The organism is Aquibium sp. ELW1220, from assembly GCF_030398385.1.
Classification (GTDB): Bacteria; Pseudomonadota; Alphaproteobacteria; order Rhizobiales; family Rhizobiaceae; genus Aquibium.
In genome coordinates this window covers 29,657-43,970 of the sequence record NZ_JAOAOQ010000016.1, presented here as the reverse complement: position 1 = coordinate 43,970, position 14,314 = coordinate 29,657, and the positions used below count along the sequence as shown (strand labels likewise).

Annotated in this window: 11 protein-coding genes; 9 read left to right on the top strand and 2 right to left on the bottom strand. The window is 67.1% G+C overall.

What is annotated here, in order from left to right; all coding sequences use genetic code 11:
• Positions 1–171 precede the first annotated feature (171 nt).
• The 8 genes from gspD to N1F91_RS15640 all read left to right on the top strand — a co-directional run bounded on the left by gspD (position 172) and on the right by N1F91_RS15640 (position 12,226).
• Positions 172–2,475 (top strand): type II secretion system secretin GspD, encoded by a 2,304-nt coding sequence (gene gspD, locus N1F91_RS15675; protein WP_289993708.1) that lies wholly within the window; start codon positions 172–174, stop codon positions 2,473–2,475.
• A gap of 232 nt (positions 2,476–2,707) precedes the next feature.
• On the top strand, positions 2,708–3,097 hold the full coding sequence (locus N1F91_RS15670) for a type III secretion system chaperone (RefSeq protein WP_289993707.1): 390 nt from the start codon (positions 2,708–2,710) through the stop codon (positions 3,095–3,097).
• A 169-nt stretch (positions 3,098–3,266) separates the two neighbouring features.
• Positions 3,267–4,727: a hypothetical protein gene (locus N1F91_RS15665; protein ID WP_289993706.1), complete on the top strand. Its 1,461-nt coding sequence runs from the start codon at positions 3,267–3,269 to the stop codon at positions 4,725–4,727.
• The gene (locus tag N1F91_RS15660; protein ID WP_289993705.1) at positions 4,724–5,230 is read left to right on the top strand and encodes a hypothetical protein; all 507 of its coding nucleotides are present in this window, start codon (positions 4,724–4,726) and stop codon (positions 5,228–5,230) included. The genes N1F91_RS15665 and N1F91_RS15660 overlap by 4 nt, the downstream gene beginning before the upstream one ends.
• Positions 5,231–5,288: 58 nt before the next feature.
• Positions 5,289–9,800 (top strand): hypothetical protein, encoded by a 4,512-nt coding sequence (locus tag N1F91_RS15655; RefSeq protein ID WP_289993703.1) that lies wholly within the window; start codon positions 5,289–5,291, stop codon positions 9,798–9,800.
• Complete coding sequence (locus N1F91_RS15650; RefSeq protein ID WP_289993702.1) at positions 9,797–11,293, top strand: hypothetical protein; 1,497 nt, start codon at positions 9,797–9,799, stop codon at positions 11,291–11,293. The genes N1F91_RS15655 and N1F91_RS15650 overlap by 4 nt, the downstream gene beginning before the upstream one ends.
• 24 nt (positions 11,294–11,317) lie before the next feature.
• Complete coding sequence (locus tag N1F91_RS15645) at positions 11,318–11,743, top strand: hypothetical protein (protein ID WP_289993701.1); 426 nt, start codon at positions 11,318–11,320, stop codon at positions 11,741–11,743.
• Positions 11,744–11,752: 9 nt separating this feature from the next.
• Complete coding sequence (locus tag N1F91_RS15640; RefSeq protein ID WP_289993700.1) at positions 11,753–12,226, top strand: hypothetical protein; 474 nt, start codon at positions 11,753–11,755, stop codon at positions 12,224–12,226.
• A gap of 643 nt (positions 12,227–12,869) precedes the next feature.
• Here the strand turns inward: N1F91_RS15640 and N1F91_RS15635 are convergent.
• On the bottom strand, positions 12,870–13,190 hold the full coding sequence (locus N1F91_RS15635) for an EscF/YscF/HrpA family type III secretion system needle major subunit (protein ID WP_187972877.1): 321 nt from the start codon (positions 13,188–13,190) through the stop codon (positions 12,870–12,872).
• Between N1F91_RS15635 and N1F91_RS15630 the strand changes: the two genes are divergently transcribed.
• The gene (locus tag N1F91_RS15630; protein ID WP_289993699.1) at positions 13,189–13,449 is read left to right on the top strand and encodes a hypothetical protein; all 261 of its coding nucleotides are present in this window, start codon (positions 13,189–13,191) and stop codon (positions 13,447–13,449) included. The two genes, N1F91_RS15635 and N1F91_RS15630, sit on opposite strands and share 2 nt — an antisense overlap.
• Positions 13,450–13,530: 81 nt before the next feature.
• Here N1F91_RS15630 and N1F91_RS15625 read toward each other — a convergent pair whose 3' ends face one another.
• Positions 13,531–14,313: a Crp/Fnr family transcriptional regulator gene (locus N1F91_RS15625; RefSeq protein ID WP_289993698.1), complete on the bottom strand. Its 783-nt coding sequence runs from the start codon at positions 14,311–14,313 to the stop codon at positions 13,531–13,533.
• Position 14,314 lies beyond the last annotated feature (1 nt).

The following is a 14,314-nucleotide window of genomic DNA, read 5'->3' as shown; positions in this document are numbered from 1 at the left end:
GTATGGAGTGTCGGACGACACAGTGCGGGCCATGGCTCGACGCTCATATCTCGCAGCAGAGCGCTTCAGGAGATTCACTCGATGACGGGAATGGTCTGAGAGGTTCTGGGATTTCTCGCGCCGGCTCCGAGGACGTCGGTGGCGGGATTGTTCGATTGCGGCAGGAATTAGATGCGGAACGAGATGCAATGTCCTGACCTCGCCGAAAGGACGAGTTGCATCGCGCGGGCCGGCATCCTCATCCTGCTTCTTGCCAGCCTGTCCGGCTGCATGAGCATCTTCGAAGGCGTCGACGAACGGAAGCCCGAAGGCGTAGGGGAGTTTCTCTCCAGGGATTTCCAGCGCGAAGCCGTGTTCAGCAATTCGAACGGACCCCGGCTGGTGGGACCGCGCCGCGGCGACGACGGCTACATCGATACAGCAGCGGTCAACTCGACGGAACGCGCGGGAAGAGAACGGCGCAATGCCCCCTACGAGGGGATAGCGTCGCGCAGGGGCGAACCGACCGTCCTCGGGGGGACCGACCAGCGCTGGGACTCGCGACGCGAGGACGGCGGGTCGTTCCCGGGGACCAGCGGCGCGCCGGCCGGCCGGCAGTTCACCGCGGGCGAGCGCGTGACGCTGCGGTTCGAGGACGAGCCGCTGCCGAGCGTCATCCGCCAGGTTCTCGGCGGCGTCCTGCGCGTCAACTACGTCGTTCCGCCGGGGCTCTCCGGCAACGTCACCTTCAGGACGGAACGGCCGATCCCGGTCGACGACGTGCTCCTGGTGCTGCGCGACATCCTCGCGCGCTACAACCTCGCCATCCGGCGCATCAACGACGTCTACCAGATCGGGACCCCCGATGAGCTGGAACTGCTCGAAGCCAACAGCGAGGCAAGCCGGCTCGAAGATCCGACGACGCGGATCGTCAAGCTGCAGCGCGGCAATGCCGTCGAATTCGCACGCGTGCTGAACGCGCTCGTGCCCGCCGGCACGTCGGTATCGGCGATCGAAAGCTCCAACTCGCTCGTCGTCCGCGGCCGCTCCGCAGACTTCGGCTCCGTCATGGGCCTCCTCGACACCCTCGTCGCGACCGGCATGACCGACCAGCGGATCGCCATCATTCCGCTGAACGAAGCGCCGCCGGAACAGGTCGCCGCCCAGGTCCTCGCGGCCTATTCGGCGCCGGGGCTGCCGGCGATCAACGTCGTCCCCCTCGAAAACCGCCAGGCCCTCCTCGTCTCCTCCGCCAGCGAGCGGACGATGGACGAAGTCAAGCGCCTCGTGCGCGAACTGGACACGGACCTCACCGAGCGGGCCGAACTGCGGATCATCCAGCTGACCCATCTCAACGCGGAGGAGATGTCCAAGCAGCTGATCGAGGTCTTCGGAGGTGAAGCCGCCAGCACCGAGGCGTCGCAGGCAGCCGACACCAGATCCAACATCGTCGCGGCCGCCAGGGAACGCGCGAGCGCGGGCGTCGATGCGCGCAGCGGCAGTGCCGATCCGGCATCGAACGACGGGACCGAGGGCGGAGATGGCGCCGAGGGCGAGCCAGTGGAGGACGGCGCCGCCGTTCTCGTTCCCGGCTCGGAAGCCTTGTCGATCACCGCCAACGCCCGCTCCAACTCGCTGTTGATCCGTTCGAGCTACAAGCAGTTCAAGAAGATCAAGGAGGTCGTATCGGCGCTCGATGTCCCGGAGGGCCAGGTCGTCATTGAGGCCACCATCCTCGAGGTCGACATCAACGACCGGCTGAAGCTCGGCGTCCAGTTCTTCCTGGAAGGTGCCGGCATCTCGGCGCGCTCGTCCGAACTTCTCGGCGCGGTGGATCCCGGCGGCAAAGGCTTCACCGGCGTGTTCAGCAAGGCCGTCGGCAACGTTCAGGTCGAGGTCGTCCTAGAAGCGCTCCAGTCCGTGACGAACGTGAAGATCGTCTCGTCTCCCTACCTGACGGTCGCCAACAACCAGACGGCGCGGCTGTCGGTGGGCGACCAGATCCCGTTCACGACCGCGTCCCAGACGTCCAACTCCGGCGGGTCGGTCACCGTGACGCAGGAGGTGGAAACCCGCGATACCGGCGTGATCCTCGAGGTCACGCCGCAGATCCGGCCCGACAATTCGGTCTCGCTGGTCATCTCGCAGGAGGTCTCGGCCGCGCGTGCGGTCGCCACGGGCGGCGAGGAGGGCGTCAACCCCGTCATCTCGCAGCGTTCGATCAATTCCCAGATCATCGTCGATTCGGGAGCGACCGCGCTGCTTGGCGGTCTGATCCAGGAGCGCGCCAGCCTCACGGAGAACGGTGTCCCGGTGCTGCGGAAGATCCCCATCGTCGGCAACCTCTTCCGCCAGCGCGACGGTACGACGCAGCGCTCCGAACTCGTCGTGCTGATCACCCCGCGCGTCGCGCGCCGGTCCGGTCAACTCGAACAGCTGACGGACCAGTTGCGCTGGCAAAGCTCGATCCGTCCCCATACCTCGCCGAAGCCGTGACGCCAGGCATGCGCGGTACTCCGCCGCCGGGAGCCGGTTGGTAAACAGATGCTGAACGCGCGGATCGTTGCGAGTTGTAACGGCGAAGCTGTGCGCTTATTCTCTCCCTGGCCATCGTACGCAGGGCAGTCGATGTCAGGGCAGGGGTGATCCGTTGGAGAGTTGCGCTGAAGCGCTCGACGTCATTCGACGCAGGACCGGTCAGGATGCCGGCTCCCGTCATTCGGGTGCCGTGGACGTGGAGATCGAGCACGTCGTGCAGGTCCAGGTCGTCGCCGTCGACGAAGAGCGCCTTCTCCTGCGCGCTCCGCTGCACGATTTCTCCGTGCGGCTGAGCCGCGACATCATGACGGAGATGCTGAAGGCCAATGCCTATGGCCAGGCGACCGGCGCGGCGCGGCTGGCGCTCGATCCGGAGGATGACCGACCGGTGCTGCTCATGACGCTCGCCGTGAAATCCCTCGACGAAGCGTCGCTCATCGGCAGCGTCATCGATTTCATGAACCACGCGGCCTATTGGCAGACCGTCGGGACCGACGATCTGGAGGCCCTGCGCGAGAACGCACGAATGCCGGCGATGGCGCTGGACCGGTGGAACGACGTGGTCCTCGTACGGGTCTGATCGCGCGGGCCGTGCGAAAAAGTGCCGCCTGATACAGACGGAGGCGATTGCACCATCCTAGTGTCGGCTTGAACCGGGGCAGTCCCGGCGCGCAGTCATCGTGCGGCTGCGCGGTTCCCGAAGCGGCGACGCTCGGACACCGCGCGCTTCGACCGGCAGGAGCAAGGCCATGACCGAGATCGTCAACGCGCCCGTTTCGATCCAGTCTCTTCTGTACCAGGAACCTTCGACGACGCCTCCCGATACGACGGTGCAGGGGACGCAGACACAGTCTTCCCCCGTCGTCGGTCTGCAGCAGATAACGGCCGACCAGACGACGGCGACGACCGGCCGCGGCCTATCGGCGGCAACGCTCGGGCTCACCCGGCCGCGCGGCTCGGGCAATGCGGAGGCCGACCTCGTCCTTGTGCGCCAGTTGCTCGACGACCTGCGCAGCGACCTGAAGACCAACGAACTCTTCGCCAATGCCGAACGCCGCACCACCGCGCTGGGCGACGCGCTCGCGGTGCTGCAGTCGCTCGAGGAGAATCTCGCGCGCGCGGTCTTCCTGGAGGCCGACACCGAGGCGGCGAAAGTCCGCACCGAGACCGCGAAGGAGAATTACGACCAGGCCAGCCTCGTGACCCAGGCGGCGAGGAGCGAGTTCAACACCTACGTCGGCGACGTCTACGATCCGCTGGTCAAGCAGATCGCCGACACCAGGGCGGAGAACGTGACGCTGCAGCAGCGCGTCGACGACATCAACAACACGCTCCTGCCGGGAGAGCAGCAGAAGAAGATCGCCGCGGAAAACCAGCTCGGCGCGGCCGTCAACCCGGCGCCCGGGACGATTCGCTACGATCTCGCCTCCCAGCGTAACGAAAAGGCGCGCATCGATGCCCTCGTCAACGCGGAGCCCGATCCGGTCAAGAAGGAGGCCATCAGGACGCAGAACAACTATACCGGCGTCCTGTCGGAGATCAGCCGGCTGGAAGGGCTCGAGACGGAGAAGAAAGGGATCATCGACGACGCTGCCAAGGCGATTTCGGACTACCAGCAGGAGGTTCTGTCGAAGTCCGCCACGATCGAAACGAACGAGGGCAACATCGCGACCTGGGAGGGCACGCTGCGGACCGTGGTCGCGCCGGAGAAGGCTCGGCTCGAAGGAATCCTCGAAGAGGCGGCCGCCGTGGAACAGGTGATGAAGGGTCGCTACGACGCTGCCGACAGCTACGAGAAGTCGATCCCCGAACAGCTCGCGATCGCGCTCGGCAACTTCAATGCCGCTCTGGCGGTGATCGGCGTCTTCATCGCGCGCCTTTCGACCGGGTCCGGCAGCCTGGAGATCGGGCTCGCGGCCGAACTGCTCAATCTCAAGGAGGGCAATCTCGGCACCATCCGCCAGCTCGCCGACTTCCTCGACAAGGCGCGCGACGCGCTCATCGCCGACAGCACGATCAAGAATGCGATCCGCAACGAGACCAACGACCTCGGCGAGGTCCGCAAGACCAAGGTGAGCCTGGCCTTCTCGGCGATCTTCACCTCCCTGCAGGAGGCGCTGAACAATCTCGCCAACGGGATCGAGGCCTCGACCGGCGCGCAGGAGAAGTCGAAGGGCCGCGTCCGGTTCGCGATCGGCGGCTCCGCATGAGCTTCTCGCCCTTTGATCCCGCGGTGATGCGCCGGCTGCTCGGTCGTGCAGCACCGCGCCCCGACCTCCGCGTGTCGAACGAGGGACCCGCCGAGCGGCTCGAACGGGGCTCCGATTTCGAGACCGCGCGGATGAACGACGCCTATCGCCAGATGGAGCAGGCGCTGCGGGACCTGCTGGCGCATCCGTTCATCCGCGAGGATGCCGAGACCCTGGGTCACATCGAGAACCTTCTGTTCTGTGTCGACATGGACGATTTCGTCTTCCGGTTCGACGTCGCGGCGCGGCACATCGAGGCGAGGCTCGCCGCGCTTGCCGCCGGGGGCGTGGCTGCGGGCGTCGCGCAGAGCCGGCCTGCCCCGCGGGCGCAGTCCTTCGAAGGTACGGGCGCCGCAGCGGCCTTCCGCGCGACCGTTCCGCTGGCTCCTCCGGTCCCGGCTGCCGCCCGTGAAGGCGACGCTCCGCCGCGGCCGGCCGGCCCGCGGATGCGGCTGAACCTCTGAGGCGGCCGAAGATGGCGACGCAATCCGCAATGCCGGACGCGAGAAGGGAGACGATGTCGTGACGACCGCAGTGGCCGGTGCAATCGGCGGAAGCTTCGTTCCGTCTCCCCTCAACCCGCTGTTCTCGGGCACCCCGCCGACCCCGCTCGCGGTGGTCTCGCTGTCGCAGTTTCTGGCCGCGAGCGCCGATTTCCAGGCCGAGTATCTCCGGGCTGCGGGCGTTGCACTCGGCACCACCGCCGACGGCCGCAGCGCCTACGGGCGGCAGTTCGCCGACGGGGGCGCCACCCGTACCTTCATCCTCGCCACCGACAACCGGACGGTGCTGGCCGTCGACCAGCTGACGCAGACCGCCTACGAACGGCTCGGTGGAAGCGACCGCCAGCTGGCGCTGTCGACGGGCGCTGCTGCAGTGCTGCCCTTCGCCGACGATTTCGCCGCGCAGACGGAAGCGTTCCGGGTGGCGTACCTGCTCGCGAACGGGGCACCGATCGGCAGTTCGGTTCCGGCGCCGCGCGGCCTGATCTTCGCCGAGGCGGGCGGCCAGCGGATCTTCGTCCTCGACACGGCGTCGACGGGCACCATCGACGTCGGCCGTCTGACGGTGGCCGGCTATTTCGCGCTCTCGGCCGACGACCGCGCGCTCGCCCGCGCGTCGGGCGGGCTGCTGCTCCGGCCGACCGCCTACGAGATGCGCGGGCTGACGACGGCGCAGCAGATCGAGTTCGTGCGCGACTTCGGGGCGACGCTCGGCTCGGCGGGCGGTGTGCCGGTGCGTGGCGTGCTCGTTCCGGACGGAGGGCAGACCGCCTTTATCGAAAGCGCCGCGGGCGGCGTCATCGACGTCGGGGCGCTGCGGACCGGAAGCTTCCATGCGCTGAGTGCCGACGACCGGGCGCGCGTCCTGGCGACCGGCCTTCTGAAGCTCAATCCATCGGCGGCGGAGTTCCGTGCCCTGACGCCCGAAGCGCAGGCGCGCCATCTCGACCTGTTCGGCGCGGTCCTGGGCAGGACACTCGACGGCTCGGACGTCATCGGCCTGCTGCTGCGCGACGGCGGCACGTCCAGCGGCTTCGTCCGGACCGCGACCGGGGTTCTCGACGTCAGCGGCGCCGCCCCCACCGCTGCGGCTTTCCAGGGGCTGCCTGCCACGGATGCGGCACTCGCGATGGCGAGCGGCGCGCTGCCCTTCCTGCCCAGTGCCGAGGCCGTCGCCGCATGGCCCCCATCGGAGCAACTGGCCTTCCTGCAGGCGAACGCGCTCACGCTGGGCATTCCCGCCGGAGGAACCGGCGCGGTGGAGGGCTTGACGTTCGGAAGCCCGCGCGGCTCCAAGACCTACATCCTGTCCGGGCTCGATCGTCTGATCGATCCGGCCAAGGTGAGCTTCAGCGCGTATCACGCGGTCACGCTCGGCGTGCCCGACCTGACGGTCGACGAGCGCGCGGCGATCCGTGTGCTGGCGGGTGGCATTCCCGATCCCGTCCGGGCCGGCGAACTGTCTGATCCCGCGGTGCCGCTCCAGGTGCGCCTCGACTGGCTGGCGGCCAACGGGCAGACGCTCGCGACGCTGCCGGATGGCCGCAAGGCGATCGGCGTCGTCCTGCCGGACGCCGACGGGACGAGGGTCACCACCCTCCTGTCGGCGAGCGGCACGAGCCTCATCGCCTTCGACACGCTCACGCCCTCCGGTTTCCTGGCGCTCTCGGCGATCGACCAGGCCCTGGTGGTGGCGACCGGCACCTACCGGCCGAGCCTCGCCGACTTCAATGCGCTCAGCCTCGCCGACAAGCTTCTGTTCGTGGCGACCGCCGGCACCCTGCGTTTCGTCGCCCCCGACGGCTCGACCCGAAGCGGGCTCATCGTCACGGACGGCACGGCCGACCGGCTGCTGATCGCCAATGTCAGCAACACCGGAATCATCGACACGGGGGCGCTCACGTTCGCGAGCTTCTACCAGCTGTCGGAGACGGCCCAGTCGCTGGTGCTCGCATCGGGCGGCTATGTGCCGAGGCCGACGCTGGCGGAATTCGTGGCGGCGCCGTCCGCGGTGAAGGCGCGCCACATCGAGGTCGCCGGCAACGTCGTCGGCACCCTGTCCGACGGTTCGGCGGTGCGGGGAATCGAGATTTCGGACGGCATCTCGCGCAGCTTCTACATTTCTAACGCGGCCGGAACCGGGGCGATCGACATCCTGGCGCTGTCGCTGTCGCAGATCAGCGCGACCTCCATGCTGCAGGCCGATCGCGACCGCGTCTTCGCCAGCGGCGTGTTCACGGGCTGGCCGACCGCCGCGCAGTTTCGCGCCGACACCAATCTCGTCAAGACGTTCCAGGTGACGCTCGGGATCGACGATGCCGGCCTGCCCATCTACGGCCTCGCGGTACCCGACGGCAGCGGCACGCCGGCCGTCTTCATCGTGGAGTCCGGCGGGGCGGTCCGCGAAGTGAGCGCGCTGACCTCGGCGCAGTTCGATGCCCTGACGCCCGCCCAGCGGGACCGCATCCGGGCGATCGACCGCTACGTGACCGTGCCGCAGCTGCAGCCCTACCTGCGGAACGCGAACGAGCGCGACCCCTACGACACGGTCAATGACGAGCCGGGAGACCTGATCCGGATCCGCGAGGCGGGCGAGCTCTACGAGCTGATGTTCCTCGACGGCGATACGCGGAAGCTGCCCGACAACCCGCTGACCGGCCTGTCGACCACCGACGCGGCCTTCCTGTCGACCTTCCTGACGGCCCATTCGGCGCATCAGCTGGAGTACATCAAGGCCAATGGCGAGACCCTGACCGCGACCGATCCCGACAGCGGTTCGCCGCGGACGACGAAGGTCCTCGAACTCGTGGTCGGCGTCGACAAGCTCAGCTACATGGTTTCGGCCGACGGCACGAGCGTCGTCACCGTCGCCACGCTGTCGCTCGGCGACATCTCGAAGCTGTCCCAGCTCGACCAGCGTTTCCTGGCGCAGACCGATGCCTATGCCCAGGTCGCGGCGGCGCTCGGGCTCAGCACCGACAAGTCGCTTCTGCTTTCCTATGTGGCGACCCTGCGCAGCCAGGTTCCCACCCTGCCGGGCGACGACGCCAGCGTCTTCACCAGCCAGCTCGACAACATCGTCGAGCGGCTGAACGCCAGTTCGATCTTCTCACCCGCGGCCCTGCAGACCGCCCTGTCGGCGATCCAGGCGCGGATGAACAGGGTGACGGAGTTCAACAAGGTGCTCAGCCTGTATGCCGGCCTCGGCTCCGACAGTGAACGAATAGCCGCAGCCTACAAGGTGGGGCTGGACTGGGAGAAGCTGAAGGAGGGCTATGACGACTTCATGCGCGAGGAACGGCGCATCATGGTCAACGACAACCGGATCACGCGGCTGGCGCGCCTGGCGAAGCTCGGCATCCCGACCATGGACATGCCGCGCATGATCGTGGAGGCGCAGACGCTCTACGAGATCAGCGCGCGCGCCAGGGCCGACTCCGACACGGCCGAGATCAAGCAGCAGAACGCGATGCTCTCGGACTACACCGAATACCAGCGCATCATCTCGCAGACCGCGGCGAGCTTCCCCGACACCGACCAGAAGACCGCGATCAAGATCCAGGACGACGACATCGACCCGCGCGTCGCCAACATGTTCGAGAAGCGCGTGGGAATCGTGCGGCATCCGATCGAGGTGCTGACGAACACGACCCGGCCGTCGCAGTACACGCAGACGCTCGACCTGAACTTCACCGAGCATCCGGCGGGCGACAACCAGCAGATCGACTACAACTTCTACTACGGGATCATTCTCGGCACCTTCGGGGTGACGGAGCCGAAGACGACCGATCCGAACGTCCCCGAGGGCTTCAGGAGCATCTCCGAGATCGACAATCTGATCTCGACCTATGGCGAGGGCGGTCTTGTCGCGATCAACAACTACCTGCGGTTTCTCGCCAACCGCTACAACGATATCCAGCGCGTCGATCCCGACGATTATACCGGCGGCGGCCAGGAGATCGTGAACCGCATCAATGCGTGGATCGACGCTCGCGTGACGGACACCGACAAGAACGCCAGCAACGAGGAGCGCGCAGCGTTCCACACCGGCGTCCTGGGAATCCAGGGGGAATTCAACCAGAACGAGTTCAGGGCTCTCCAGTCGTACTGGAACGGTGAAGTCAATGATTTCTACAATTTCAACGTGAGATGGTACTTCAGTCAAACCTACATGCGCTGGCTGGAGAAGAACGACAAGAACAAGGACGACTGGAATGGTACGCCGACCTTTTATCCGGACTGGGTCGAGAAGAACTATTTCGAGAACAACGATGCCAAGAACGTGGGTATCACCTTCGTCTACCTCGCCAACAATGCCAACACCTATGATGCGCTGAAGCGGAAGGTGGACTGGGACAATTTCGGCACCCAGCTGACGAATCAGATCACCAACATCAACCAGTCGAACCAGATCCGACAGAACGCCATCAGCCAGACGACCAGCCAGGCCGGCCGGCATTTCGACCTGGTCAACAACACGCTGCGGCGGATGAACGACATCCTGAGCACGATCGCGCGTGGTGTCGTATGAGCACGATCTCCGGTACTCCGCTCTATCTGAGAACCCCCGACATCGACGGCCGCATCCTCAACGACGCGATGCGGGAGGAGGCTAGCACGCTTTCGGCAAGCTCTCCGTTCGACGGAGAGACGAAACTGCTCACCGGGCGGCCGGACGATTTCGGCGACCCGACGACCGCGACCCACCTGCCCGCCGGCTTCCGCTACTGGCACACGGCGCACCAGCTCGAATGGCTGAAGGCCTATCAGGGGCCAGGGGCCAGCACGCTGACGGTGACGGATGGCGGCGAGACCGCGTCGACGCTCGCCGTCTCGCTGCCCTATGGCTCCGACGGCGGCGAGACGATGCATGTGCTGCTGACGTCGGGCCTCAACGGCGCGGTTCCGGGCGAGAAGCTCGGCGTGACGATCCTCAACGACCTGATGCCCGACCGGCTGCAGCGCATGTCGCTGGAGGATCAGCGCCTGATCGCCTCGCACCCGGCATTCGGCAGCCTGCTGGCCGAGCCCTTCGCGCTGCGTCCCGCCGTCGGAGAGACGGTGGCGCAGGCGCGCGCTGCCATGGCCGCGACGCTGCAGGAGCTGCGCGACCTGATCGCCGGTTCGCCCGCCCTGCCGCCCTCGGACGATTCCGCGCAGCCGGCCAATCCGGCAGAACTCGTCCTCGACCAGATCGACCTCGCGCTCGCCAATCTCGACCGGATGGGCGTCTTCTACCCGCCGACGATCGCAGACCTTCGCGCGCAGCTCGCGGCGCAGTACGAAAGGCTTGAGCACTACGGCGCGGCGCTGCGCGGCTTCACGCCGCCGGAAACCGCCGCCACGGGCTACATGAGCGCCGACGATCGGGCCGGGCTGCGCGGTGCCTACGAGATCTTCGTCCAGTCGTCGGCGCGCATGCTCGACGTCGCGCGGGCGACCGCCGAGGTGGTGGCGACGGGACGCTTCAACGGCAAGATCCTGGACGTTGCGGGCATGACCTTCACCTTCCAGGTGCTGGCGAATTATCAGGGGGAAGCCGAGATGCAGGCGCGGACCGAGGAAATCCGCGTCCGCAACGCCCTGCTTGCCAACTACTCGGTGATGCAACAAATCGCCAACCGGACCTCGGCTGCCATTCCCCCGCCGGACAAGGCCGACGAAGGGATCGTCGAGCCGAAGGACGGCATCATCGTCTACGACGCCGACAACAGGCTGCTGGAGGAGAAGGTGGCGGCGATGTTCCTCGTCGGCGCCTCGGTGACCGCCGCTCCCCATCCCTCGGAACTGCAGCTCGGTGTCACCCGCCCGCCTCTTGAATCGACCTCCATGAACAAGGGCGAGTGGGATACGTTCGGCAGCGTGCTGTCGGGCGCCGTGCGCGTCCTCGACCGCGACGTGCAGAGCCTCTCTGACCAGGTCAACGCGATCAGCCGCGAGCGCAACCGGCACTTCGACATGGCGACGGAGGTGATGCAGAAGATGGCGTCGATCGTCTCGGAAATCTCGGCGGGGATCAACTGAGCGCGCGATGAAGGGAACCGCATCATGAAGGCCGCCCGCCCGGGCGCAGGGCCTGCCCCCCGGCATCCGAGGATTCAGGCGCTCGACGTCGGCGTCGAGACGATCGCGCGGTGGCGGGTCGACGACGAGCAGCATCTCCCGAAGGACAAGAAGGCGCCGCCGGTGTTCCTGCCGGAGACGCGGGCGCTCGACGAGATCCTGCATCGCCCGTCGCTCGACGAACGACTGCCGAACCTGCTCAAGCCCGAACGGCTCGATCCCGACCTGCTGCGGCCGGCGCGCGTCAGCGACATCCGCCGCAGCCTTGCGCAGCGGTTCCGCGACCTGGAGCAGTCGGCTGCCGGAGAGGTGCGCCGCACGGCCTTCGCGGCCGCCGCGACGGTGCTCGAGGAGGACATCGTCCTCGACGACGAGGTGCGCACCGCCCTCGCGCTGCTGCTGCGGGGCTGACCGGCGCCGATGTCCGACCGCTCCGACAGTTCCACGACGTCCGACGGAAACGCTGGCCGCAAGGCGCTCGTGCGCCGAAACGACCAGGTCGCCAATCGCTGGGTCTCGCCCGTCGAAGGCGACGAGCGCGATTTCCTCCTGCTCGTGATCTATATCTATCTGCAGCACCAGATGAACGATCGGGCGCAGATCCTGGTCGAAGCGATGGCGGAGGCGGGCGACGGCAGCCGCGAGGTGGTGCTGGCGCAGGCGATCCTCGCCTTCATGCGGAAGGACTACGAACGGACGCTGGAGGTGCTCGCCCGGCTCGACCGGATCGACCCGATCGAGCGATATGCCCGCAACACTCTGAGCGAGCGCCAGCGGATGCGTTCCTATCTGCGCGCCCGCTCGCTGCACGAGCTCGGCGACGACGCCGCCGCCACCGTCGACCTCTACATCCGCCATCAGGAACGGCCGTCCGGTTCCGGCGGGGACGAGTGAAGCGCACGGTGAGAAGCATGCGAAGGCCCACGACCGGGATGGCACCGGAGACGGTGCGCGCGTCGCGGATCGGTCTGCGGAAGAGAAGGTGGCGCAGAGATGCCGTCGCCGGAGCGTCAGTGCGGCACGACCGGCCCAGTCTTCCCCGGGCATGATCGAAAACATGTCTCCCGAAGGTGGGCACCGGTCTCGGGTGAAAGACATGCGCGAAAACAACGACCTGAAGCGTGCGGAGCGAATCTGAAAGATCGCGACACGCTTCAGTCCGCCCTCGTCCGCACGCGTCGGCCCGGTTCGTGACCATCGCCCTGCCGGCGGGCGCGGCGTGGCCATATGCCGACGGACGGCGTGGCCATTGGCGCCGACACAGCCGCTTCCGCGTGCTGGCGGGGAGAGATGTCCTGCAGCCATGCGATGCACAGCGGCGTCCGGCGCGGCAACGGAGGCTGCCGGGACGCAGGCAGATGATTGCAGCCTCGCCAAGCGACTGCCGCAAGAGGACCATTGTCGCGCGGCTGGGCGGCGGCGGGTCGCTTCCAACACATCGCCGTCGGGGGGAATCAGGCGGAGATCCTGCCTGCGCGGCGACAGGTGTCCTGCGGGCTGGCGCTCCGGGCAGCCGGAGCGCGGGCCGTGGCGGCGATCAGGCGACGTTGCGGACGACGGTCTTCAGCGTGTCGGAGATCGACTTCATCATGTTGGTGCGCAGGTTGGTGATGGTCGACCAGGTGTTCATCAGCATCTGCATCTCGAACATGCGCTCGGTGTCCGAGAGGTTCTCGTTCGCCTGAACCGCGCGGAGCTGGTCTTCGAGCTTCTGGCCCTGGCCCTGCAGCTGCGCCTGGAAATAGGCGAGGTCGAAGCCCTGCGTCCGGCGATAGGCGGTGTTGTCGATGCTGACGCCGGTCTGCGTCGCGCTCTGGGCGGTGGCGGTCTCGATTCCGTTCGCGGCGGTGATGGCCATGGGTCGGTTCCTCTTCGGTTCAACGGGTCCGGGTGTCGCGCGGCGCAGCAACGATCTGGCCCGCGGCCTTCACGGCTTTCCTGAGGGCGACGACGGCCTGATAGTCGTCCGCAGTCAGGCCAGCCGCCTGAAGTTCTCCAAGTCTGCCTTCCAGGACGACAAGCGCACGGATGGTTTCCTCCGCCGCGCGGCGTCCGTCCGGGCCGAGAAGCTCGGCTTCGAGATCGGTGAAGCCCAGGAACTCGAGTCCCTGACCTGACTGTGTAGCCCCACCGGCGGAGGCAGGGTGTGTCGTTTGGCTCATCGGCGGGCTCACTGGTGTTGGCTGTACGGGCGACCTCTAGCCCTTGAAGGCGATGCTCTCGAGCTTGGCGCGGTTGGTCAGGATGATGTGGCGATCCTCCACCACGACGATGCCTTCCGAAATCCAGACGCGCAGGATCTTGTTGACGTTCTCGCGCGTTCCGCGCGCCATCGCGCCGAGGTCGCGCTGGGTCACCACCGGTCCCAGCACCGGAACGATCCGGCTCTGGTAGCGCAGGCTGTTTCCCAGCGTGTCGAGCAGCCGCAGGATGGCGAGCGCCAGCCGTGACGTCAGATTGGGCAGATAGAGGGCGCGCGTGACTTCGATGTGCGCGCGGTGGCGGGCGGAGATCAGGCGCGTGAGCAGCCGGCGCAACTCGTCGTACACGCGGCCCTCGCGGTCGATCCAGTTCATCTCGACGACGAGCAGGTCGGCCGCGTCGATCGTGGTGGCGGTGTCGCAGTAGCCGGCCGGATCGAAGGAGCCTGCCTCGCCGAAGGACGCGCCGGCCGGAATGATGGCATAGAGCGCGACCGAGCCATCCTCCATGATGTGGGTCAGGCGCACGTGGCCGCGCTCGATGAAGTAGAAGGTGGAGGCCGGGTCGTCCTGGAAGTAGACGATGGTGTTGGCAGCCAGGCTGCGGCGTCGCATGTGGCCGCGCAGCACCGTGCGCGCCTCCTCGCTCAGACCCTCGACGGCGCGCGGGAGGGGGAAGGGCTTCCGGTCGTCGCCAGGAAAATGCGTCTCGAGCGCCGCGGGACCATGCGGCATCTCGACGGCAGGGTAGCTCTCCTGCATGGCGAACGGCGCGGACATG

Bases quoted from the DNA above. Each gene is read 5' to 3' on its own strand.
- gspD (WP_289993708.1), top strand. From the start codon at position 172: ATGCGGAACGAGATGCAATGTCCTGACCTCGCCGAAAGGACGAGTTGC.
- N1F91_RS15665 (WP_289993706.1), top strand. From the start codon at position 3,267: ATGACCGAGATCGTCAACGCGCCCGTTTCGATCCAGTCTCTTCTGTAC.
- N1F91_RS15660 (WP_289993705.1), top strand. From the start codon at position 4,724: ATGAGCTTCTCGCCCTTTGATCCCGCGGTGATGCGCCGGCTGCTCGGT.
- N1F91_RS15650 (WP_289993702.1), top strand. From the start codon at position 9,797: ATGAGCACGATCTCCGGTACTCCGCTCTATCTGAGAACCCCCGACATC.
- N1F91_RS15645 (WP_289993701.1), top strand. From the start codon at position 11,318: ATGAAGGCCGCCCGCCCGGGCGCAGGGCCTGCCCCCCGGCATCCGAGG.
- N1F91_RS15640 (WP_289993700.1), top strand. From the start codon at position 11,753: ATGTCCGACCGCTCCGACAGTTCCACGACGTCCGACGGAAACGCTGGC.
- N1F91_RS15630 (WP_289993699.1), top strand. From the start codon at position 13,189: ATGGGTCGGTTCCTCTTCGGTTCAACGGGTCCGGGTGTCGCGCGGCGC.
- N1F91_RS15635 (WP_187972877.1), bottom strand. From the start codon at position 13,190: ATGGCCATCACCGCCGCGAACGGAATCGAGACCGCCACCGCCCAGAGC.
- N1F91_RS15625 (WP_289993698.1), bottom strand. From the start codon at position 14,313: ATGTCCGCGCCGTTCGCCATGCAGGAGAGCTACCCTGCCGTCGAGATG.